Genomic DNA, 21,941 nt, shown 5'->3' with positions numbered 1-21,941 from the left:
GAACCGGTGGAGTTATTATCCTGGCAGCTCGGGCTGCCCGCGACGTTCGCATGTCTCGTCTTCGGCTATCTTCTGGGGTCGATCCCCTTCGGCCTCATTCTTACGCGCATGGCAGGCCTCGGTGACGTCCGCAAGATAGGCTCGGGCAACATCGGCGCCACGAACGTACTTCGAACCGGCAACAAGAAGCTTGCCGCGGCGACCCTCCTCCTCGATGCGCTCAAGGGCACAGCCGCTGCCGCCATCGCCTCTCGGTGGGGCATCGAGGCTGGCCTTGCCGCGGGCCTCGCCGCTTTCCTCGGACATCTCTATCCGGTCTGGCTCTCGTTCAAGGGCGGCAAGGGTGTTGCAACCTATATCGGCGTGTTGCTGGGCCTTGCACCGGTAATGGTGCTCGTCTTCGGTGCAATCTGGCTCGCCATGGCCAAGATCACGCGTTACTCGTCGCTGAGCGCCCTCACAGCGACAGCCCTCGTGCCCGTTGCGCTTTATGCGACCGGGTATGGAAAAGTGGCACTGCTGTTCGCTATCATGACCGTCATCACCTGGATCAAGCATCGTGCCAACATCCAGCGACTGCTTAGCGGCACGGAAAGCCGGATCGGGGAAAAGGGATAATGTTGAACGTCAGCGCCCAACGCACAGGAATCGCGCTGACGGAACGGCAGAAAATCGCCTGGCTGCGGCTGATTCGCAGCGACAATGTCGGTCCCGCTACCTTCCGGGACCTGATCAATCACTTCGGCACGGCAGAAGCGGCGCTTGAAGCGCTGCCCGACCTTTCCCGGCGCGGCGGCTCGGATCGCACATTTCGCATTGCGACCATCGCGGATGCGGAACGGGAGCTCGAGGCGGCGCACCGGTTCGGCGCCGTCTTCGTCGGGATCGGCGAGCCGGATTATCCCCCGGCATTGAGAGAGATCGACGGCGCTCCGCCGCTCATTGCCGTGAAGGGCAATGTCCGGGCGGCGACGCGCCCTTCCCTTGGTATCGTCGGTTCACGCAATGCGTCAGTGAGCGGAGCGAAGTTCGCCGCCATGATCGCGCGCGATGCTGGAGCGGCAGGCTATGTCATCACCTCGGGGCTCGCCCGTGGAATCGATACTGCCGCCCATCGCGCAAGCCTCCGGACCGGCACGATCGCGGCACTTGCCGGCGGCCTCGACCAGCCCTATCCGCCTGAGAACATCGAGCTGCTGCAGGAGATCACTTCCGGCGAAGGACTGGCGATCAGCGAAATGCCCTTCGGCTGGGAACCCCGCGCCCGCGATTTTCCGCGGCGAAACCGGCTCATCGCCGGCGTCAGTCTGGGAGTCGCCGTCGTCGAGGCGGCCAATCGGTCCGGTTCGCTGATCACCGCCCGTTATGCCGCCGACTTCGGCAGGCTGGTCTTCGCGGTTCCCGGATCACCGCTCGATCCGCGCTGCCATGGCACGAATGATCTCTTGAAACAGGGCGCGACCATTACGACATCCTCCGCCGACGTCCTGGAGGCGCTGGCGCCCCTCACGCGAGACGACCTCCTGACGCGGCTGGACGTAAAGGAGCCGACGATCGAGAACACGCGAGCAGCACCTGCGGCACCGGACGACAGCGAACGCAACCGCATCATCGAAGCGCTCGGGCCGACGCCGGTCGAAATCGACGATATCATCCGCCACACCGCGCTCTCGCCCTCGCAGGTTCACCTCGTGCTTCTTGAACTGGATCTCGCGGGCCAGCTCTGCCGGCATGGGGCGAGCCTGGTGTCTCTCGTCCCCAAGGAATGACGTGCCGCCACGGGCTGCTCCGCGCCATCGAAGCCCACGCAGACTCGCGGAAAGAACGACCCTCGGTTGAGAAAACTCGCAATTTGCCGTTTGGTTGCGGTCTGTGGCGATATTGCTATTTTCAATGAAACCCCTTGACCGCGCCCGAATCCCTGTCCATTTCGTGGCGTCAATATCCGGCGCGCCGCATTTGCGCACTGCCAAAAGAGATTGTCTCAGAGAATGACGATGAATGTTGTAGTGGTGGAATCGCCTTCCAAGGCCAAGACGATCAACAAGTACCTGGGTCCCGGCTACAAGGTGCTTGCTTCGTTCGGCCACGTGCGGGACTTGCCGGCCAAGGATGGGTCGGTGCGCCCGGACGAAGACTTCGAGATGTCCTGGGAGGTTGACGGCGCTTCAGCGAAACGTATGAAGGATATCGCCGACGCCGTGAAATCGTCGGACGGCCTGATTCTCGCAACCGACCCGGATCGCGAGGGCGAGGCAATCTCCTGGCATGTGCTGGACCTTCTCAAGAAGAAGAAGGTCATCGGCGACAAGCCGGTCAGGCGCGTTGTCTTCAACGCGATCACGAAAAAGGCCGTGCTCGATGCAATGGCCGAGCCGCGCGATATCGATATCTCGCTGGTCGACGCCTATCTCGCCAGACGGGCGCTTGACTATCTCGTCGGGTTCAACCTTTCCCCGGTCCTTTGGCGCAAGTTGCCGGGCGCGCGTTCGGCCGGCCGTGTGCAGTCCGTGGCGCTGCGCCTCGTCTGCGATCGCGAAGCGGAAATCGAACGTTTTGTCACCGAGGAATACTGGAATATCTCTGCGCTCCTGAAGACGCCGCGCGGCGACGAGTTCGAAGCGCGCCTCGTCTCGGCCGACGGCAAGCGGCTGCAGTCGAAAGCGATCGGCAATGGCGAAGAGGCCAATCGGCTGAAGACCCTGCTCGATGGCGCGAGCTATGTGGTCGAAAGCGTCGAGGCAAAGCCGGTCAAGCGCAATCCGGCACCGCCCTTCACCACCTCGACGCTGCAACAGGCTGCCTCTTCCAAGCTCGGGTTCTCCGCCTCGCGTACTATGCAGGTTGCCCAGAAGCTCTACGAGGGTGTCGATATCGGCGGCGAGACCGTTGGTCTCATCACCTATATGCGTACAGACGGCGTGCAGATGGCGCCCGAGGCGATCGACGCTGCGCGCCGGGCAATCACCAGCCAGTTCGGTGAACGCTACCGGCCGGAAAAGCCGCGCTTCTACTCCACCAAGGCGAAAAACGCCCAGGAAGCGCACGAGGCCATCCGACCGACGGATTTCAACCGTGTGCCCGACCAGGTGCGCCGCTTCCTCGACGGCGATATGCTCAAGCTTTACGATCTCATCTGGAAGCGCGGCATCGCGAGCCAGATGGCTTCGGCCGAAATCGAACGGACGACCGCCGAGATCATCGCCGACAACGCCGGCAAGAAGGCGGGCCTCAGGGCCACCGGCTCCGTGATCCGTTTCGACGGCTTCATCGCGGCCTATACCGACATGAAAGAAGACGGTGAGCAGGCCGACGACGGCGACGAGGACGGTCGGCTGCCGGAGATCAACGCGCGGGAGAACCTCGCCAAGCAGAAGATCAACGCCACCCAGCACTTCACCGAACCGCCGCCGCGCTATTCGGAAGCGACGCTGATCAAGAAGATGGAAGAACTCGGCATCGGCCGTCCTTCGACCTATGCCGCAACAGTCACGACGCTCCTCGACCGGGACTATGTGACCACCGACAAGCGCAAGCTGGTACCCCAGGCCAAGGGCCGCCTTGTAACCGCCTTCCTGGAGAGCTTCTTCACGCGCTATGTGGAGTATGACTTCACCGCGTCTCTGGAGGAGAAGCTCGATCAGATTTCCGCCGGCGACCTCAACTGGAAGGACGTCCTGCGCGAGTTCTGGAGGGATTTCTTCTCCCAGATCGAAGATACCAAGGAACTGCGCGTCACCAACGTCCTCGATGCCCTCAACGAGGAGCTGGCGCCGCTCGTTTTCCCGAAACGTGAGGACGGCAGCGATCCGCGCATTTGCCAGGTCTGCGGGACCGGAAAACTCTCGCTGAAGCTCGGGAAATACGGTGCGTTTGTCGGCTGCTCCAACTACCCGGAGTGCAACTACACGCGCCAGCTTTCCTCCGAAAGCAATGGCGATGCGGAAGCGTCGGTATCGAGCGAGCCGATGAGCCTCGGCAAGGATCCGCATACCGGCGAGGAAATCACGCTGCGCAGCGGGCGGTTTGGTCCCTATGTCCAGCGCGGCGAAGGCAAGGACGCAAAGCGCTCCAGCTTGCCGAAAGGCTGGACGCCGGCATCGATCGACCATGAAAAGGCGATTGCACTGCTGTCGCTGCCGCGCGACATCGGCGCGCATCCGGAAACCGGCAAGATGATCTCCACCGGTCTCGGGCGCTACGGACCCTTCGTGCTGCACAACGGCACCTACGCCAATCTGGATTCGATCGAGGATGTCTTCGCGATCGGGCTCAACCGCGCGGTTTCGGTGCTCGCGGACAAGCAGTCGAAGGGCGCCAACGGCTCCCGCGGACGTACTGCCGCGGCCGCGCTCAAGGAACTCGGAGAACACCCGGACGGCGGCCCGATCACGGTGCGCGACGGGCGGTTCGGTCCCTATGTAAACTGGGGCAAGGTCAATGCCACGTTGCCGAAGGGCAAGGATCCGCAAACCGTGACCGTCGAAGAAGCGCTGGCGCTCATTGCCGAACGAGCCGCCAAGGGCGGCACGACGAAGGGCAAGGCGACCAAAGCCAAGTCAACGACGACAAAGACCGCCAAGACTGCCTCGAATGGCGCGGTAAAGACTGCCAAGCCGAAGACCGCCGCCAAGGCGAAACCGAAAACGGCCGCGAAGGCCAAGAAGGACTGACGTTGACCAGAATCCCGCGCGACCCGACGGAACGGCCCGCAAAGGGCGCAAACAAGAAGAAGGGCCGCGCGGCCAAGGCGGCACCTGCCGCCGAAAGGGAGACGATCATTCATGGCGCGGTTCCGCCGCGCGATGTGCTGATGCGCTTCATCGCAGAGAACCCGCAGCAGGCCTCGAAGCGGGAAATCGCCAAGGCTTTCGGCCTGAAGGGAGAGGCACGCGTCGAACTGAAGGCCCTGCTCCGCTCACTGGAAGAGGATGGGCTGGTCGAGAAGAAGCGCAAATCGCTCGTGCGCCCGGGCGGTCTGCCGCCCGTCACCGTTCTCGATATCACGATACGCGACATCGATGGCGAATTGATCGGCCGGCCGGCGGAATGGCTGGATGACGACGGCGTCGCGCCCGCCGTCCTTATCAAGCAATCCGCTGTCGGCAAGGCAAAAGGCAAGGCGCCCGTCGGCGGTCTCGGCGACCGGGTACTGGCGAAGATATTTCCCTCGAAGGACCGCGGCGGCCCCGCCTATACCGCGCGCATCATCAAGGTCCTCGACAAGCGCAAGGATGCCGTGCTCGGCGTCTTTCGCCCCACTCCCGGCGGCGGCGGGCGGCTGATGCCGATCGACAAGCGCGGCGAAGAAATCCTGGTCGATCCGGAATTCACCGGTAACGCTCAGGACGGCGATCTTGTGGAGGTGCATCTTGCCCGCCTAGGGCGGTATGGCCTGCCGCGCGCCCAGGTGCAGAACGTCATCGGCTCCGTTGCGTCGGAGAAGGCGATCTCGATGATCGCCATTCATGCGCATGGAATTCCCTACGTCTTTTCCGAGCGGGTGCTGAACGAGGCCGAGGCAGCACGTCCGGCGACGATGGAACACCGCGAGGACTGGCGCTCGCTGCCGCTCATCACCATCGATCCGGCCGATGCCAAGGACCATGACGACGCCGTCTACGCGGAGCCGGACCCCTCGCCCGACAATCCGGGCGGCGTGATCGTCACCGTCGCGATTGCTGACGTCTCCTGGTATGTGCAGCCGAAGTCCGCTCTCGACCTTGAAGCGTTGAAGCGCGGAAACTCCGTCTATTTCCCCGACCGTGTCGTGCCGATGCTGCCCGAGCGCATTTCCAACGATCTCTGCTCCTTGAAGGAAGGTGTCGACCGTCCTGCGCTTGCTGTCCGGATGCGCTTTTCGAAAGAGGGTCGCAAGGCCGGACACACGTTCCACCGCATCATGATGCGCAGCGCCGCCAAGCTTTCCTACAACCAGGCCCAGGCCGCGATCGACGGGGCGCCGGACGACAAGACCGGCGCAATCCTGGAAACGATCCTCAAGCCGCTCTGGGAGGCGTACCGCATACTCACGCGCGGACGCGATCGGCGTCAGCCGCTCGAGCTCAACATGCCGGAGCGCAAGATCATCCTGAAGCCCGACGGCACCGTGGACCGCGTCTTCGTGCCGGAACGCCTCGACGCGCATAAGCTGATCGAGGAAATGATGATCCAGGCGAATGTCGCCGCGGCAGAGACGCTGGAACAGAAGCGGCAGGCGCTCATCTATCGCGTTCACGATCAGCCGTCGCTTGCAAAACAGGAGACGCTTCGCGAATTCCTCGCGACGCTCGACATCTCGCTCGTCAAGGGCGGCAACATGCGTTCGAACCACTTCAACGGAGTTCTCTCCAAGGCAGAGGGCAAACCTTACGAGACGATGGTCAACGAAATGGTGCTGCGCTCGCAAAGCCAGGCGATCTACAGCCCTGAAAATATCGGGCATTTCGGCTTGAACCTGATGAAGTATGCCCACTTCACCTCCCCTATCCGACGCTATGCCGATCTGGTCGTCCATCGCGCCCTGGTCACCGCGCTCGGCCTCGGCGCGGGCGGGACGACGCCGCAGGAGGAAGGTGCGCTCGACGATATCGCCGCCGAGATTTCCACCTTCGAGCGGCGCGCGATGGCGGCCGAGCGCGATACGATCGACCGGTTGATCGCGCATCACCTGAACGGGCGCATCGGCGAGGAGTTCGACGGTCGCGTCTCAGGCGTCACCAAGGCGGGACTTTTTGTCACCCTGCCTGCCTATGGCGCCGACGGCTTTGTCCCTATATCTACGCTCGGACGCGACTATTACATCTATGACGAGGCCCATCAGGCCCTGTCGGGCGAAAAATCCGGTCTTGGCTACCGTCTCGGAGATCCCGTACGCGTCAAACTGGAGGAGGCCGTGCCGCTCGCCGGTGCGCTCCGCTTCGAGATGCTGAGCGAAGGGCGAAAGATGCCAACCGCAACACGCTCCTTCCACAAGGCCGGCCGCCGCGATCGGACGGGTGCGCGCAAGCGACCTGGAACGCGGCCACCGCGAGGCAGGAGATAGCAACCGACAGGAATGCGGTGTCGGACATGAAGGATATCGATATGAAGACAGCGGCCATCGAAAAGCTCCAGCTTGGGGGAGCGGAGGACGGAGAGCGTGCCGTCACGCGCTCGATCAAGCGCGGTTTCCTCGGCCGGTGCCCTGCCTGTGGCGAAGCGCGCCTTTTCCGGGCCTTCATCAAGTCCGTCGATGCCTGTGCTGCGTGCGGCGAGCGCATGGATCACCATCGCGCCGACGACTTCCCGCCCTATATCGTCGTGACGATCGTCGGCCATGCCGTGCTCGCCGGCTACATGATGACCGACCTCGTGTTCCCGCTTTCGACCTGGCAGCATCTGGCGATTTGGGCGCCAGTCACGCTTGCGAGTTCCGTTGCGCTGCTGCAGCCGGTCAAGGGTGCCGTCATTGGACTGCAGTGGGGTCTCAGGATGCATGGTTTCGGCGGCAAGGAAGATACCCCGGAAGACATCCTTCCGCCGCGAGACGCCTCGGCATGACATTGGAGCGCCGTAGTGGCAGCGCAGCTTCGCCGCAATCCGGCCCCCCGAGAGGACGGCCCGTAAGGCCGCGGGACGCAGCTTCGATCATGGTCCTCGACCGGTCAGAGGCGCGCGTTCGTGTGCTCATGGGAAAACGCCACAGCGCCCATGCCTTCATGCCCGACGTCTATGTCTTCCCCGGCGGCCGGCGCGATCCCTCCGACTATCGGCTGGCCTTTGCGGGCGATCTCGATCCGGCCGTTCTGCAATCGCTGAAGTCGGTCGAAGGGCGACCGCTGACCGAAGCCCGGGCGCGGGCGCTCGCTCTGGCCGCCGTGAGGGAGCTTTACGAGGAGGCCGGCGTCCGCGTCGGCAAGCCAATCGTCGAACCGAGTGCCGCACTTCCCTTCCTTCCCGATCTTGCAGACTTGCGCTATATGGCTCGGGCCATTACTCCTCCGGGACACTCGAGGCGGTTCGACACACGTTTCTTCGCGGTTTTCGCGGATGAGGCCGATATCGACGCCTCGCTGATTCTGGAAAGCCGGGAGCTTCAGGATTTGCAGTGGATCGATGTGAACGACCTTCCACCTCTCCGGATACCGGAGATCACCGCCACGATCCTTGCGGACCTGAGGAGCAGCCTCGAATCGGATCCCTCCCTTCCTCGTGAAAGGTCAGTGCCGTTTTACTTCATGCGCCGTGGGCGCTTTGTCCGCACGCTCCTCTAAGGGTTCTTATCGAATGTCAAAGCCGCCGTCCGGTACGCCTGCACCGGTTGACGAAATTCACTGGCTTTCGCTGATTGCGGCCGTTGCTGCAATCACGGCGGTCGGCATTGCCATCGGCCTGGGGTTGCCGCTGCTCAGCATCATCATGGAGAAGCGCGGAATCCCCTCGACACTGATCGGGTTCAACTCGGCGATGGCCGGCTTCGCTTCCATGGCGGCAGCACCGTTCACGACGAAATTCGCGCACCGGCACGGCGTCGCCCAGACAATGCTCCTGGCGATACTTTTTGCGGCTGTGAGCGCGCTCGGGTTTTACTACATCACGAATTTCTGGCTGTGGTTTCCGTTGCGCGTCGTCTTTCACGGCGCGATTACCGTGCTTTTCATCCTCTCCGAATTCTGGATCAACGCAACGGCACCTCCCAACAGGCGCGGTTTCGTGCTCGGTATCTACGGCACCGTCCTTTCGCTCGGTTTTGCCAGCGGTCCCCTGCTCTTCTCGATCCTTGGCAGCGAAGGTATATTGCCCTTCGCCGTTGGCGCCGGCGTGATCTTGCTTGCGTCGATACCGATCTTTCTGGCGCGCAATGAAAGCCCGGTCCTCGACGAGAAGCCCGAGCTCCATTTCATGCGCTATGTGTTCCTCGTTCCCACGGCAACCGCCGCAGTGTTCATTTTCGGCGCCGTCGAATCGGGCGGTCTCTCGCTGTTCCCGATTTTCGGCACGCGGGCCGGCTTTACCGAATCGCAAGCTGCGCTGCTGCTGACCGTCATGGGAGTCGGGAACTTCATCTTTCAGATTCCGCTGGGCATGCTGTCCGACCAGGTGAGAGATCGCCGCACACTTCTCTCAGCGATGACGCTGATCGGCCTCATTGGCGCCCTCTGTCTCCCGATGCTGGTCGAAAGCTGGGCTCTGATGGCGCTCGTGCTGTTGTTCTGGGGCGGTTGCGTTTCCGGCCTCTACACGGTCGGCCTCAGCCATCTGGGTTCCCGCCTCCAGGGCGCCGATCTTGCAGCGGCCAATGCCGCCTTTGTTTTCTCCTACGCCGTCGGCACTGTTGCCGGCCCGCAGGTGATCGGCGCCGCAATGGACGTTACCGGCAACGACGGTTTTGCCTGGGCGATCGCGGCTTTCTTCGGGCTTTATGTTGCGCTTTCAGTGGTCCGGATCGTTTTGAAGCCAAAACGGCCTTGACTTTTCGGTCGCGATTTGTAGTTTCGCGCCAACCTTGCCCGTGGCCCGCAACCGGTTGTCCACGGCTTTCATTTTTATAAAGGCAGGACGACCATGGCGAAAGCTACCACCATCAAGATCAAGCTGCTGTCGACAGCCGACACGGGTTTCTTCTACGTCACGACCAAGAACAGCCGTACGATGACGGAAAAGATGACGAAGACCAAATACGACCCGATCGCAAAGAAGCACGTCGAGTTCAAGGAAACGAAGATCAAGTAAGATCAGCGTTCCATTCAGTCTTAAGGCGCCGGGCCGCAAGGACCGGCGCTTTTTCTTTTGTCTGGTCGCCTTCGACGAGCATCTCAACTGCGCGCCGCTCGCGTCGCCGAATGGAACTATCTAGCTGAACTGGAACGAAAAACGCCGCCTCTTGCGAAGCGGCGTTTTGAAAGGGGGTCGGCTGGCTTCCGACTGCGGCACGAGGAATCCGCGAGCGTCGAGAACCAGCCGACCGACCCCACGACCCAGGAGATGCGGCGGACCTGAGCATCATGGGGTAACCGATTGGTGATGGAAGTCACGCTTCCATACGTATCAGCATTGCCTGAAAATAAAAAAAAATCAACGAATTCTTAATCGCCGGAGCCAGGTTGCTCGGCGTTTGGTTAATTCTGTCTCATATTCGGACAATGCCGAATCTGCCGCTTATGGAAATGCTTTGCCCCAGCACCCGCGACGCAGCGGAGAATACAACTTTAAAGAAACTTAACAAGAGCCTGAAAAGAGCATTCTAATCGCGGCCGATTGACCGCATTACTTGCCGCCCTCAAGGTTAGGCGGCCGCCGCTACAACCCTGTTGCGCCCGTTGTTTTTGGCTTGATAGAGCGCCATGTCGGCGCGCTTCAACAACGCCTCCGGCGTATCGCCGTCCGCCCTTAGGCTGGAGATGCCTAGCGAGGCCGTGACGGGATGAACCGTATCAGCCTGGGGAATAGCGAAGGCTCGACTCTCAACCATCAGACGAAGGCGTTCGGCGACGATTGCAGCCATTTCCGGGGTAGTGTCGGGCATGACGATCACGAATTCCTCGCCACCAAACCGGCACGCGAGATCCGCACCCCGGACCGTCGCGCGTACGCGGTTGGCAAACTCGCGCAACACTTCGTCGCCCGCATCATGGCCGTAGGTATCATTGATGTGCTTGAAGCGGTCGATATCGGTGATGCAGATGGAGAGCGGTCGTCCGCGGGCAGCGGCGCGGTCCATCAGCAGCTTCAGATGATTGTCCAGGTAACGCCGATTGTGCAGGCCCGTGAGATCATCGGTGATCGCCAGTTCGATAGTCTGCTGGACGCTCGCCCGCAGCCGGTCATTGCAGTGCTTGCGGCGGATCTGCGTCAGCGTGCGAGCCACCAGCTCATTGGGATCGACGGGGCGCATGACATAGTCCGTCACGCCAAGTTCGAGCGCCCGAACGACCATCTCGTCGCGTCCCTGCTCCGTGACCAGCAGGATCGGTATGAAGCGCGTGCGCTCCAGCGAACGCAGTTGCGAGCACAAACGCAGCGGATCGTAATCGTCAAAGTTCGCGTTGACGATGACCAGGTCGAAGTTGCTTTCGGCCGCCTCGAACAAGGCAGCCTGAGGATCCGATATGATCGACACGTCGGCGATCGGTTTCAGGGCGCGCAGGAGCCGCTCCTGGGATGAGGCGCGCGCGTCGACCAGCAGAATGTTACCCGGCTCATCCGGGCGATCCGGGCGGGCAAGGTCCTGCAGACCGATCGTGTGCGCCGTTTGCGCGCGAAGGCGCAATTCGTCGCTGACGTTCTTCAACCGCACCAGGCTCTTGACGCGCGACATCAGTTGCAGGTCGTTGACCGGTTTGGTGAGGAAGTCGTCGGCACCGGCCTTCAATCCACGTACCCGATCGGACGGTTGATCGAGCGCCGTCACCATCACCACTGGAATATGCGCGGTCCGGCTGTTCGCCTTCAGCCTCTCGCAGACCTCGAAACCATCCATGCCTGGCATCATGATATCGAGCAGCACCAGGTCCACGGGCGTCTTTTCGCAGATCGCCAACGCAGATTGCCCGTCCCCGGCCGTCAAGACGTCGAAATATTCAGCCAGCAGCCGCGCCTCGAGGAGCTTCACGTTGGCTGGTACGTCATCGACGACGAGGATACGTGCTGTCATCTCAAGTTTCCCGCCGCTCAGGCATCGCCCAGATAGGTCTTGATTGTTTCGATGAATTTCGGAACCGAAATCGGTTTGGAGACATAGGCTTCGCAACCGCCCTGGCGAATGCGCTCCTCATCGCCCTTCATGGCGAATGCGGTTACGGCAATGACCGGAATGACATGCAGCTCATCGTCTTCCTTGAGCCACTTGGTGACCTCCAGGCCGGAAACCTCGGGCAACTGGATATCCATCAGGATCAGGTCGGGCCGGTGTTTGCGCGCAAGCTCGAGCGCCTCCATGCCGTTGCGCGTCTGGATCGTCTGATAGCCAGAAGCCTCAATCAGGTCGCGGAAGAGCTTCATATTCAGCTCGTTGTCCTCAACAATCATCACCTGTTTGGGCATGTCGATACCTTACTGTCCGCAGCCGCCTTGCAAGTCCACGAGATCTCGATGTGATCGATTCCAATAAGCGAGAGCGGGATGCGAGCGGAAAACCGCAAGCACTTTTCCTCATCCCGCTCTGGACATATAAGTTGCACAATCAACGACTCGGCCCATTTCCTCAGCCGCGAGGCTAGCGCTATTTGGTTGAAAAATGGGTAATTCCGGGCGAAAGATGACGAGAGGTTCGACACCATGAAGAGCGCTGACGAAACGGCAATCGCCATCCTCGCCTGGCTCGCCGACGAACCGGAACTTCTGTCCCGCTTCCTCGGCCTGACCGGCACCGACCCCGGTTCACTGCGCGCGGCAATCGGCGAGCCGGGTTTCATGGGCGGCTTGGTCGCCTTCCTGATGGACCACGAGCCGACGCTGATGGCCTTTTGCGAGGCGACGCAAACGCGACCGGAAGAAGTGGTCCGCGCGCACCACCTTCTCTCCGGTGCATCGGATTTCGAGGATAGTTGAGCATGGCCGCCGGCCGACCCGACGACGTCATTCGTCTGGGGCACAGACCCCTGATCGTCAGCGACGTCGATGAAGTTGTCCTGGAATTCCTGACGCCGTTCAAGCTCTTCCTCGAAAGCCGTCAGCATAGGCTGTTGCCCCGCTCCTTCCGCCTGAGCGGCAACATCGTCGATCTGCAAAACGGCGAAGCAGCGAGCGAGGCCGCCGTGAAGGCTTTGCTCGACGCCTTCTACGATGCGCAGGAGCAGTGGCAGACACCGGCCGCGCTGGTGGTCAATGCACTTGCGGAACTCTCCGCCGAGGCGGACATCGTGTTTCTCACTGCGATGCCACCACGGCATGCGGCCAAGCGACGTGCGCTGCTCGACGCCCTCGGCCTCCCCTATCCGCTGCTCGCCTCCGAGGAACCCAAGGGCCCGCTTGTCGAGCAACTGCACGGAGGCCGGGAACTCCCCATGGTCTTCATCGACGACATCCTGCGCAATCTCCATTCGGTAAGGGATCACGCACCTGCGTGCCTTCTCATAAACCTGATGGCCAACACCGAATTTCGCGCTCTTGCCCCGGTACCCGATGCCGGCATTCATGCGGCTGCGGATTGGACGGAGGCCGCGCCACTGATCCGCGCGCACTTCGGACGTTGGGCGCCACGGAGATGAGTCGCATTTCAAGCGGCTCCTTCGGCGCGTTGTCACTGCGTCGGAGACGACGTCCGATTCCAATACCCGCCGAATCCCAGCAGTTGTGCTCATCGGCTCAAATCCAGTCGCATCAGCGGTCTGCCGTCCTTGCGCCGCGCAACCGTCTCGAAACCGGCAAGGTCGAAGATTGCCGTGGAGCCGATGCACAGCGTTGGCGATTTCGACTGCTTGGCGTGGTCGATCGGGCATGCGTCGAGAAAACGGGCACGCCCGGCCCGTGCATGGTCGATCGCCGCAGCAAGCAGGCGATGGCTCAATCCGTTGCCACGCAGGCGCGGCAGAAGGAACAGGCAACTCAGCGCCCAAACCGTTCGGTCCTCGGCCTCGAAATCATGAAGCGGTCGCGAGACCGTGCGCGGCGAATTGAATTGGGGGACGTCATGACGCGGGCCGACCTGCACCCAGGCCACCGGCGCGCCCTCACAATATCCGAGTATGCCGGGTGGCGGTCCGGCTGCGATCCGATCTTTGATGAAGCCCTTGCGCTCATCCGACGACATACGCGTGCGGATGGCGTTTGGCAGCCGCAGGGCAACGCACCAGCAGCCGCAAAAGGCGCCTTGCCGGCCGAAGAGCTGTTCGAAGTCGTGCCAACGCTCCGCCGTGACCGGCTCGAATTCAAGGACGATATCCAAAACGGCCTCCGATCTCCGCCTTGAGACTCAGTAGCGTAGAGCGTAAAGTCGCCGCGTTCAACATTTGTTCCGGATATGCCCGACAGCGCCGCATCGATTCCTGGCTTCTGCCGAGACTGCCTCAGGGAGCAGGCCACCGAACCACGACGGTGTCTGTCTTGCGGCAGCCCGCGGCTTCTTCGCCACTCCGAACTCTACAAGCTGACGCTCGCGCATATCGACTGCGATGCCTTCTACGCGTCGATCGAGAAGCGCGACGATCCGGAGCTTGCTGACAAGCCGGTGATCATTGGCGGCGGCAAACGCGGCGTCGTTTCGACCGCCTGCTACATCGCCCGCATTCACGGTGTTCGCTCCGCCATGCCGATGTTCAAGGCGCTGGAAGCCTGTCCGCAGGCGGTTGTGATCAAGCCGGACATGGAGAAATATTCGCGCGTCGGACGCGAAGTACGGTCGCTGATGCTGGAGCTGACACCGCTTGTACAGCCGCTGTCGATCGACGAAGCCTTCCTCGATCTCAGTGGCACCGAACGTCTCCATCACGATCCCTCGGCCCGGACACTTGCCCGGTTCGCGAAGCGCGTGGAGCAGGAAATCGGCATCACCGTCTCCGTCGGCCTGTCCTACTGCAAGTTCCTCGCCAAGGTTGCGTCCGACCTGCAGAAGCCACGTGGCTTCTCTGTCATCGGTCAGGCCGAGGCGGTGGACTTCCTCAAGGAGCGTCCGGTCACACTGATCTGGGGTGTCGGCAAGGCCTTTGCCGCGACGCTCGAAAGGGACGGCATCCGCACCATCGGCCAATTGCAGATGATGGAGGAAGCTGACCTGATGCGCCGCTACGGCACGATGGGCCAAAGGCTCTACCGCCTCTCGCGCGGCCAGGACGAGCGGATCGTGGAAACGGACGGAGAGGCCAAGAGCGTGTCGTCGGAAACCACGTTCAACGACGATCTGTCGCGCCCGGAGGAACTGGTCCCGCACCTCAGGCGGCTCAGCGAACAGGTGGCGCTGCGCCTACGCAAGGCGGAGCTCGCCGGACAAACCGTCGTCCTCAAGCTCAAGACCGCCGACTTCAAACTTCGCACACGCAACAGGCGGCTCGACAGCCCGACACGTCTGGCGGATCGTATCTTCCGCACCGGCCTCCAACTTCTGGAAAAGGAGGTCGACGGTACGCGATACAGGCTGATCGGCATCGGCGTCAGCGACCTGTCCGATCCCGGTCTTGCCGATCCGCCGGACCTCGTGGATCCGGCAGCGACGCGGCGCGCGGCTGCCGAGGATGCCATCAACAAGCTGCGCGACAAATTCGGCAAGACGACCGTCGAGACGGGCTATACCTTCGGCCCCCGGCGTCGCGATCAGTAGCCCGGTCGCGTAAAGAGGTACAGCACTTCAAGATGCTATAGCGACCCTTATGCGCCCGAAAGAGGCGCGGCGCCGTAGGCCTGCTCGCACGGATCGAATTCCTTAAATATTGGCGGATACGCTCATTCGACGGTTCTTGCGTTGGAATGAGAGTATGGTTTTGCGTTTCACTCTCGGAGGCGGATTCGCCCTCCTGCTGGTCTCTGCGTCGTCCGCGTTTGCCGCCAGCGATCAACCGCTGCAGGTGATCGTCTCGACGAAGCAGCAATCGATCGCCGTCTATGACGGCAATGCCGTCATAGCCACCTCGAAGGTGTCGACCGGGAAAGGCGGCCATTCGACGCCGACGGGCATCTTCTCGATCCTCGAAAAGCGCCGCCACCACAAGTCCAACATCTATTCGAACGCGCCGATGCCGTTCATGCAGCGGCTGACCTGGTCCGGAATTGCCCTCCACGGCTCGGACCACGTACCAAAATATCCGGCCTCGCACGGTTGCGTGCGGTTGCCCAGCAAATTTGCGGCAAAACTGTTCAAGATGACCAGGCACGGAATGCACGTGCTGATTTCTGATCGACAGGTGATTCCGACCGAGGTTTCGAGCGCCACGCTTTTCCAGCCGAACCAAGCGCTTGAAGAAAAGCCGGCTCCACTTTCGGATGTTCCGCTGCGTCCCGCACTCAGCCAAAAGGAGAACGATCCCCTCGAAGTGGCCATGATCAAGACGGCCTCAGTGCCGGCCGCTTCCAGCCAACCGCAGGCACCGATCCGCATCTTGATCACGCGGCGCAGCACCCGCGACACCATCCACGAGCTGCAGGTGCTGCTAAGCAGCCTCGGCTTCGATGCCGGCATTCCGGATGGCTGGACCGGTCCCGCCACGTATGATGCCGTGCGTGCCTTCCAGTCTGCCGAAGGCCTTCCACCTGACGGCAACATAACCCCGGAACTGATCGACAAAGTGTTCCGCAAGGCCGGCCGCGAAAAGCCGTCAAACGGCATACTGCTCGTGCGTCAACGGTTCCAGCCGCTCTTCTCGGCCGACGTTGATATCGAGCAACCCGAAGCTGCGCTGGGAACGCATTTCCTGCAGTTCCAGGATCACGATGCGGCAAGCGGCGCCGGCAAGTGGTTTGGTGTTTCCCTGGAAAATCACTTGCCTGTGTCGATGAAAAAACGCCTCGGCATTTCCCTCGATGCCGATCCTTCGGCATCCGATGCCCTTCAAGCAACGCTGGAGCGGATCACCGTCGCCGCTGACGTGCGGGCGCGGATCGCAGGCCTCCTCGTCAACGGATCGTCCTTGTCAATCTCCGACGCGGAGAGCGGACAGGAGACCGGCGAGGGAACGGATTTTATCACCATCACGCGCACTTCCGCGCGCTGACAGACCCGGAGCAGATCCGTACAGAAGGCCGTTACACTTATTTTCCCTAGACGAGCTCGACGTCGACGACACCGGGGGCCGAGCGAAGCGCCGCGGCGATCTCCGGCGAAATCCGGTATTTCCCGTTGAGCTCGACCTCGATCTCACGCTGGCCGTTTTCCTTGATGACCACGAATGAGACGAGACCATCGCCCTTCGTGTTGAGATGGGAGGCGATGGAGCGCAGCGGACCGGCGTCGCGAACAAACACCCTCAGCGCCTTCTGCATCTGCAGCGACTCCTCTTCGAGAGACCGCAGAGTCTGAATGCGAAGGCCGATTCCTTCCGGACGCTCCTCGGCGGCGACCGTCATGACCAGCGATTTGCCCGGCTCGAGAAGATCGCGATACTGGTTCAGCATTTCCGAGAAGAGAACGGCCTCGAACTGGCCTGATGCGTCCGAAAAGGCGACGATCCCCATCTTGTTGCCGGTGCGCGTCTTGCGCTCCTGCTTGGACGTCACCGTTCCGGCCAGGCGGCCGGCGGTCGCCCCCTGCTTCACGGCGGCAGCGAAATCGGCAAAAGTCTGCACGCGCATCTTCGCCAGCAGCTTGTTGTAGGTATCGAGCGGATGGGCGGAAAGATAGAAGCCGAGCACCTGGAACTCCCGGTGCAGCTTCTCGGAGGCGAGCCAAGGCGTGTAGGCCGGCAGCGCGATTCTCTCCGGACCGGTTGCGGCACCGGCGCCGAACATATCGCTCTGGCCGCTCACCTTGTTTTCCTGCGCGCGCTGGGCAAAGCCCAGGACCCGATCAAGGCCGCCAATGAGTTCGGCCCGGTCGTAGCCGAAGCAATCGAATGCGCCTGCAGCGATCAGGCTTTCGAAAACGCGCCTGTTCAGGAGCTTCGGGTCGATCCGGAGGCAGAAGTCCTCGAGGCTCGCGAAGGGGCGATCACCGCGGACAGCCACGATGTGCTCGACGGCCGACTCGCCGACGCCCTTGATCGCGGCAAGCGAATAGTAGATGCGGTTGTGGCCGGTCTCGAAATGGCGGAAGGAGGTCTGCACCGACGGCGCGATCACTTCGATACCGAGGCGCATGGCGTCCTGACGGAAATCGTTGATCTTTTCCGTATTGGACATATCGAGCGTCATCGACGCGGCGAGGAACTCAACCGGATAATGCGCCTTCATATAGGCGGTCTGGTACGAGACGATCGCGTAGGCGGCCGCATGCGACTTGTTGAAGCCGTAGTTGGCGAACTTTGCAAGCAGGTCGAAGATCAGGTCGGCCTGCGGTTTCGACACCCCGTTCTTGACGGCGCCTTCGACGAAGCGGGCGCGCTGCTTGTCCATCTCCTCCTTGATCTTCTTGCCCATGGCGCGGCGCAACAGATCGGCCTCGCCGAGCGAATAGCCCGAGAGCACCTGAGCGATCTGCATCACCTGCTCCTGGTAGACGATAACGCCCTGCGTCTCCTTCAGCAGGTAGTCGATCTTCGGATGGATCGACTCGATCTCTTCCTCGCCGTGCTTGCGGGCGTTGTAGACCGGAATGTTCTCCATCGGGCCCGGACGGTAGAGCGCAACGAGGGCGATGATGTCCTCGATGCAGTCCGGCCGCATGCCGATCAGCGCCTTGCGCATGCCGGCGCTTTCCACCTGGAACACGCCGACCGTCTCGCCGCGGGAAAGCATCTCGTAGGTCTTCACGTCGTCAAGCGGAATGCTCGCAAGATCGATATGAATGCCGCGCTTGGCGACGAAATCGACCGCGGTCTTCAGCACCGTCAGCGTTTTCAAGCCGAGGAAGTCGAATTTGACGAGGCCGGCCTGCTCCACCCATTTCATGTTGAACTGGGTGACCGGCATGTCCGAACGCGGATCTCGGTACATCGGCACCAGCTTCGAAAGCGGCCGATCACCGATGACGATGCCGGCGGCGTGCGTCGAAGCATGGCGGTAGAGGCCCTCGATCTTCTGGGCGATATCGAGGAGGCGCGCCACGACCGGCTCCTTTTCCGCCTCCTCCTGGAGCCGCGGCTCCTCCTCGATCGCTTTCGAAAGCGGCGTCGGATTGGCGGGGTTATTCGGCACCAGCTTGCAGATCTTGTCGACCTGACCATAGGGCATTTCGAGCACGCGGCCGACATCGCGCAACGCCGCACGCGCCTGAAGCGATCCGAAGGTGATGATCTGCGCCACCTGCTCGCGGCCGTATTTGCCCTGAACGTAGCGGATCACCTCTTCACGCCGGTCCTGGCAGAAGTCGATATCGAAGTCGGGCATCGACACGCGTTCGGGATTGAGGAAGCGCTCGAACAGCAGCGAGAACCGCATCGGATCGACGTCGGTGATCGTCAGCGCATAGGCAACGAGCGATCCCGCACCCGAGCCGCGGCCCGGGCCGACGGGAATGTCGTGCTGCTTGGCCCACTTGATGAAGTCCGAAACGATCAGGAAGTAGCCCGGGAACTTCATGCGTTCGATGACGCCGAGTTCGAAGGCCAGCCGCTCGCGATAATCCTCTTCCTTGTAGCCGGGTGCCATGCCGAGCTTCGCCAGGCGACGCTCCAGCCCCTCCTCCGCCTGCCGACGAAGCTCTGCAGCCTCCGCACGCTCGGCTTCCTCCGGGTCATCCGAAGCGCCGGTGAAGCGCGGCAGGATCGGCCCCCGCGTCTTCAGCATGAAAGAGCAGCGCCGGGCGATTTCGATCGTGTTCTCCAATGCCTCCGGCAGATCGGCGAAGAGCGCCGCCATTTCCTTGCGGCTTTTCAGATAGTGGTCCGGCGTCAGCCGGAAACGGCTGTCATCCGAAACCATCGCGTTGTGCGCGACTGCCATCAAAGCGTCGTGCGCATCATAGTCGGCCGGCGCGGGAAAGAACGCCTCGTTGGTCGCCACCAGGGGCACATCAAAGCGATAGGCGAGATCGACCATGCGGCTCTCGTGCCGCCGGTCATAGTTGCCATGCCGCTGCAGTTCCAGGTAGAGCCGGTCGCCGAAGAGCTCGATCAACGCTTTCAGCCGATTTTCGGCCAGAACCGGCGAACCCGCCTTCAATGCCATGTCGATCGGTCCGCTCGCCGCCCCCGTCAGCGCGATCAGTCCATCGGTCCCGCCCTCGGCCAGCCATGACCGTGTTATTCGCGCCGCCTGGCTGCCCTCGCCGTCGAGATAGGCGCGACTGACGAGGTCGACGAGCCGGACATAGCCAGCGTCCGTTGCGGCGATCAGCACGAGCGACGGCAGCTTTGCAAGCTGATGATGATGGCCGCGCCGCTCCGCTTCCGCCTCGTCCTCCATGTCGATCGACAACTGGCAGCCAATGATCGGCTGCAAGCCGTCATCCGCCGCCTTTTGGGAGAATTCGAGCGCAGCAAACAGATTGTTGGTGTCGGCAATGCCAATGGCTGGCTGTTCATCGGCCACAGCCTTGCCGATGATCTTCTTCAGCGGCAGCGCGCCCTCGAGCAGCGAGAAGGCCGAATGCACACGCAAGTGTACAAACTGCGGATCCTTCACAGTGGCGCCCTGCCCAAGGCTTTCGTCATTCGCCATCGTTGCACTCCGATTCCCGTTCGGAGCAGAGGATATCCCGTTTCCGGTGCTTGATGTCCAGCACAACGGCCGGAGCCACCGTCTTTTTTCAACATTGCATCCGAGGCAGCGCAGGTCCGACGCGGCCACGCCATGCGAAGCCGCACCAGCGCAGAAGGATCAGAATCCGAGCGCAATCACTGAAATGCTGGCGATGAACAGGCTCATGGAGGCGAAGGCGGCGAGATCACGAACGAAATCAGTCATAATATGGCTCCTTTCCGCTATTGTTTTTCTTTTGTTCTTTTTTTGTTCCGAAGTCAAGCAAGCCTGAATAAAAGATCCCGTAATTCAAAGTTCATGGTTAACGCGTGTGGCTGGGCACCAGATTGCAACTCCCAAGATCCAAACCAAACCGCAGGCAGTTCGGAGGTCGGCACCGTTTGTTCCCTTTTTGTTCTTTACAAGCTGGCGATGTTACGGCATCCTCGCTGGCGAAAATGGGAGGACGCTCATGTTCAGCATCGAGGAACTCACCGACTTCATCGTCGAGGCGAAATCGAGAACCTATGTCGGCGGCGGCGCGGCGCTCCCTGCCTGCAGACCCGGCTCACGCGATATCGGTCACCAGCGCGGTGCGTGGAGCTATCTCGACAGCTATTTCGGCGGAACGGATTTTGCCGGCCAGGAAACCGTCTGGCACGGAGGCAACCCGCGCTGGGCGATGAATTATTTCGGTCGAATCATCCGTCCGGACCTAATCGACGCGGAACGAGCCGGCGCCGTCATCAAAACTGCACTGCAGACCATGTACCGCGACAGGCGCCATTTCCTCGGCGGCACGCGATATCAGCACGCCTACGGTTGTTACGTCGACAGCAGCCGCGGGGCGACCGATCATTTTTCCGGACGCGAGGTCATCTTTGTCGATGGCGAAGAGGCCTATGAGCTCGATTATCGCGGCGGGCTCATCGTTCCTTGACCAGCTCGCGATGATCCTGGGCCGAAGCGACCCGATCATAAACCTGGTCACTCCAATGAGTCGGAGCGGGACGCGCGCGGGAAGCCGCACACTTTCCTCCTGCTCTACCCGCGCACTACTTCAGTTCGACGACCTTCCCGTCCTCGATCGTCACACGGCGATCCATCAGGGAGGCGAGTTCATGATTGTGCGTCGCAATCAGTGCGGCAAGGCCCGACTGGCGTGCCAGTGCCTCCATCGCCTCGAACACATAGCCGGCGGTCTCGGGATCGAGATTGCCGGTCGGCTCATCGGCCAGCAGAACGAGCGGCGCATTGGCCACAGCACGGGCGATGGCGACGCGCTGCTGCTCGCCGCCCGAAAGCTCAGCCGGCCTATGGCTGCCACGGTGGCCGATGCGCATATAGTCGAGCAAAGCGGCGGCTCTCTCCGCCGCTTCTGCCTTCGGAAGGCCGGCGATCAGTTGCGGCATCATGATGTTTTCCAGCGCGGAAAATTCCGGCAGAAGGTGATGGAACTGATAGACGAAGCCGATTTCCTTTCGCCGGATAGCCGTGCGCCGATCATCGCTGAGCCCGTTGCAAGCCAGTCCATTCACGACGACTTCGCCCGCGTCCGGATGTTCGAGCAGGCCCGCGACATGCAAGAGCGTCGACTTGCCGGTTCCCGAAGGCGCCACGAGCGCGACGGTCTCACCGCTTCGCAGCGTGAAATCGACGCCCTTGAGAATCGGGAGGTAGGTGTCGCCCTCGCCATAGTGCCGCTCGATGCCGGAGAGCTGCAGTGCCACACGCGCATTCATTTTGCGTTCTTGTCC

18 protein-coding genes are annotated in these 21,941 nt (G+C 61.7%); 13 read left to right on the top strand and 5 right to left on the bottom strand.

Features of this window, described 5'->3' with window-relative positions:
- Positions 1 to 6 precede the first annotated feature (6 nt).
- From plsY to rpmG, 8 genes are all read left to right on the top strand, one after another.
- Positions 7 to 618 (top strand): glycerol-3-phosphate 1-O-acyltransferase PlsY, encoded by a 612-nt coding sequence (plsY, locus tag GHK62_RS01605; RefSeq protein ID WP_184108529.1) that lies wholly within the window; start codon positions 7 to 9, stop codon positions 616 to 618.
- Complete coding sequence (gene dprA, locus GHK62_RS01600; protein WP_153436606.1) at positions 618 to 1,769, top strand: DNA-processing protein DprA; 1,152 nt, start codon at positions 618 to 620, stop codon at positions 1,767 to 1,769. The genes plsY and dprA overlap by 1 nt, the downstream gene beginning before the upstream one ends.
- A gap of 228 nt (positions 1,770 to 1,997) precedes the next feature.
- Positions 1,998 to 4,673, top strand: a complete 2,676-nt coding sequence (gene topA / locus GHK62_RS01595) for a type I DNA topoisomerase (protein ID WP_153436605.1) — start codon at positions 1,998 to 2,000, stop codon at positions 4,671 to 4,673.
- 2 nt (positions 4,674 to 4,675) lie between these two features.
- Positions 4,676 to 7,045: a ribonuclease R gene (gene rnr, locus GHK62_RS01590; RefSeq protein WP_153436604.1), complete on the top strand. Its 2,370-nt coding sequence runs from the start codon at positions 4,676 to 4,678 to the stop codon at positions 7,043 to 7,045.
- Between the two features lie 41 nt (positions 7,046 to 7,086).
- Positions 7,087 to 7,542 (top strand): DUF983 domain-containing protein, encoded by a 456-nt coding sequence (locus GHK62_RS01585; protein WP_153436603.1) that lies wholly within the window; start codon positions 7,087 to 7,089, stop codon positions 7,540 to 7,542.
- Entirely contained in the window at positions 7,539 to 8,255 is a 717-nt protein-coding gene (locus GHK62_RS01580) for an NUDIX hydrolase (RefSeq protein WP_153436602.1), read from the top strand. The genes GHK62_RS01585 and GHK62_RS01580 overlap by 4 nt, the downstream gene beginning before the upstream one ends.
- A 13-nt stretch (positions 8,256 to 8,268) precedes the next feature.
- On the top strand, positions 8,269 to 9,453 hold the full coding sequence (locus GHK62_RS01575) for an MFS transporter (RefSeq protein WP_153436601.1): 1,185 nt from the start codon (positions 8,269 to 8,271) through the stop codon (positions 9,451 to 9,453).
- 93 nt (positions 9,454 to 9,546) lie between these two features.
- Positions 9,547 to 9,714, top strand: coding sequence for a 50S ribosomal protein L33 (rpmG, locus tag GHK62_RS01570; protein ID WP_153436600.1), 168 nt, complete (start codon positions 9,547 to 9,549; stop codon positions 9,712 to 9,714).
- 553 nt (positions 9,715 to 10,267) lie between these two features.
- Here rpmG and GHK62_RS01565 read toward each other — a convergent pair.
- Both GHK62_RS01565 and GHK62_RS01560 read right to left on the bottom strand, forming a co-directional pair.
- Entirely contained in the window at positions 10,268 to 11,635 is a 1,368-nt protein-coding gene (locus GHK62_RS01565; protein ID WP_153436599.1) for a PleD family two-component system response regulator, read from the bottom strand.
- A 17-nt stretch (positions 11,636 to 11,652) separates the two neighbouring features.
- Positions 11,653 to 12,024, bottom strand: a complete 372-nt coding sequence (locus GHK62_RS01560; protein ID WP_037382972.1) for a response regulator — start codon at positions 12,022 to 12,024, stop codon at positions 11,653 to 11,655.
- 234 nt (positions 12,025 to 12,258) lie between these two features.
- Here GHK62_RS01560 and GHK62_RS01555 point away from each other — a divergent pair, with 234 nt between their 5' ends.
- Both GHK62_RS01555 and GHK62_RS01550 read left to right on the top strand, forming a co-directional pair.
- The gene (locus GHK62_RS01555) at positions 12,259 to 12,531 is read left to right on the top strand and encodes a DUF3572 domain-containing protein (protein WP_153436598.1); all 273 of its coding nucleotides are present in this window, start codon (positions 12,259 to 12,261) and stop codon (positions 12,529 to 12,531) included.
- A 2-nt stretch (positions 12,532 to 12,533) separates the two neighbouring features.
- Positions 12,534 to 13,190: a hypothetical protein gene (locus GHK62_RS01550; RefSeq protein WP_153436597.1), complete on the top strand. Its 657-nt coding sequence runs from the start codon at positions 12,534 to 12,536 to the stop codon at positions 13,188 to 13,190.
- 89 nt (positions 13,191 to 13,279) lie between these two features.
- Here GHK62_RS01550 and GHK62_RS01545 read toward each other — a convergent pair whose 3' ends face one another.
- Positions 13,280 to 13,867 carry a GNAT family N-acetyltransferase gene (locus GHK62_RS01545; protein ID WP_153436596.1) on the bottom strand — a complete coding sequence of 196 codons (588 nt, stop codon included), beginning with the start codon at positions 13,865 to 13,867 and terminating at the stop codon, positions 13,280 to 13,282.
- Positions 13,868 to 13,942: 75 nt separating this feature from the next.
- Between GHK62_RS01545 and GHK62_RS01540 the strand changes: the two genes are divergently transcribed.
- Together GHK62_RS01540 and GHK62_RS01535 are read left to right on the top strand one after the other, a co-directional pair.
- A complete protein-coding gene (locus GHK62_RS01540; protein ID WP_153436595.1) occupies positions 13,943 to 15,235 on the top strand; it encodes a DNA polymerase IV in 1,293 nt (430 codons plus the stop codon).
- Positions 15,236 to 15,395: 160 nt separating this feature from the next.
- Positions 15,396 to 16,622, top strand: coding sequence for a L,D-transpeptidase family protein (locus GHK62_RS01535; RefSeq protein WP_153436643.1), 1,227 nt, complete (start codon positions 15,396 to 15,398; stop codon positions 16,620 to 16,622).
- A 46-nt stretch (positions 16,623 to 16,668) separates the two neighbouring features.
- Here GHK62_RS01535 and dnaE read toward each other — a convergent pair whose 3' ends face one another.
- Positions 16,669 to 20,163: a DNA polymerase III subunit alpha gene (gene dnaE, locus GHK62_RS01530; protein ID WP_153436594.1), complete on the bottom strand. Its 3,495-nt coding sequence runs from the start codon at positions 20,161 to 20,163 to the stop codon at positions 16,669 to 16,671.
- 493 nt (positions 20,164 to 20,656) lie between these two features.
- Between dnaE and GHK62_RS01525 the strand changes: the two genes are divergently transcribed.
- The gene (locus tag GHK62_RS01525) at positions 20,657 to 21,124 is read left to right on the top strand and encodes a DUF5680 domain-containing protein (RefSeq protein WP_153436593.1); all 468 of its coding nucleotides are present in this window, start codon (positions 20,657 to 20,659) and stop codon (positions 21,122 to 21,124) included.
- 115 nt (positions 21,125 to 21,239) lie between these two features.
- Here the strand turns inward: GHK62_RS01525 and GHK62_RS01520 are convergent, their stop codons facing one another.
- Complete coding sequence (locus tag GHK62_RS01520) at positions 21,240 to 21,926, bottom strand: ABC transporter ATP-binding protein (protein WP_153436592.1); 687 nt, start codon at positions 21,924 to 21,926, stop codon at positions 21,240 to 21,242.
- Positions 21,927 to 21,941: the final 15 nt, after the last annotated feature.

The organism is Sinorhizobium terangae (genome assembly GCF_009601505.1).
Taxonomy (GTDB): domain Bacteria; phylum Pseudomonadota; class Alphaproteobacteria; order Rhizobiales; family Rhizobiaceae; genus Sinorhizobium; species Sinorhizobium terangae.
Note: the sequence above shows the minus strand (reverse complement) of the source record. Positions and strands in the feature narration are given on the sequence as shown.

Coding starts and splice junctions, on each gene's coding strand:
- dprA (WP_153436606.1), top strand. CDS start 618: ATGTTGAACGTCAGCGCCCAACGCACAGGAATCGCGCTGACGGAACGG.
- topA (WP_153436605.1), top strand. CDS start 1,998: ATGAATGTTGTAGTGGTGGAATCGCCTTCCAAGGCCAAGACGATCAAC.
- GHK62_RS01585 (WP_153436603.1), top strand. CDS start 7,087: ATGAAGACAGCGGCCATCGAAAAGCTCCAGCTTGGGGGAGCGGAGGAC.
- GHK62_RS01580 (WP_153436602.1), top strand. CDS start 7,539: ATGACATTGGAGCGCCGTAGTGGCAGCGCAGCTTCGCCGCAATCCGGC.
- GHK62_RS01575 (WP_153436601.1), top strand. CDS start 8,269: ATGTCAAAGCCGCCGTCCGGTACGCCTGCACCGGTTGACGAAATTCAC.
- rpmG (WP_153436600.1), top strand. CDS start 9,547: ATGGCGAAAGCTACCACCATCAAGATCAAGCTGCTGTCGACAGCCGAC.
- GHK62_RS01565 (WP_153436599.1), bottom strand. CDS start 11,635: ATGACAGCACGTATCCTCGTCGTCGATGACGTACCAGCCAACGTGAAG.
- GHK62_RS01560 (WP_037382972.1), bottom strand. CDS start 12,024: ATGCCCAAACAGGTGATGATTGTTGAGGACAACGAGCTGAATATGAAG.
- GHK62_RS01555 (WP_153436598.1), top strand. CDS start 12,259: ATGAAGAGCGCTGACGAAACGGCAATCGCCATCCTCGCCTGGCTCGCC.
- GHK62_RS01550 (WP_153436597.1), top strand. CDS start 12,534: ATGGCCGCCGGCCGACCCGACGACGTCATTCGTCTGGGGCACAGACCC.
- GHK62_RS01540 (WP_153436595.1), top strand. CDS start 13,943: ATGCCCGACAGCGCCGCATCGATTCCTGGCTTCTGCCGAGACTGCCTC.
- dnaE (WP_153436594.1), bottom strand. CDS start 20,163: ATGGCGAATGACGAAAGCCTTGGGCAGGGCGCCACTGTGAAGGATCCG.
- GHK62_RS01525 (WP_153436593.1), top strand. CDS start 20,657: ATGTTCAGCATCGAGGAACTCACCGACTTCATCGTCGAGGCGAAATCG.
- GHK62_RS01520 (WP_153436592.1), bottom strand. CDS start 21,926: ATGAATGCGCGTGTGGCACTGCAGCTCTCCGGCATCGAGCGGCACTAT.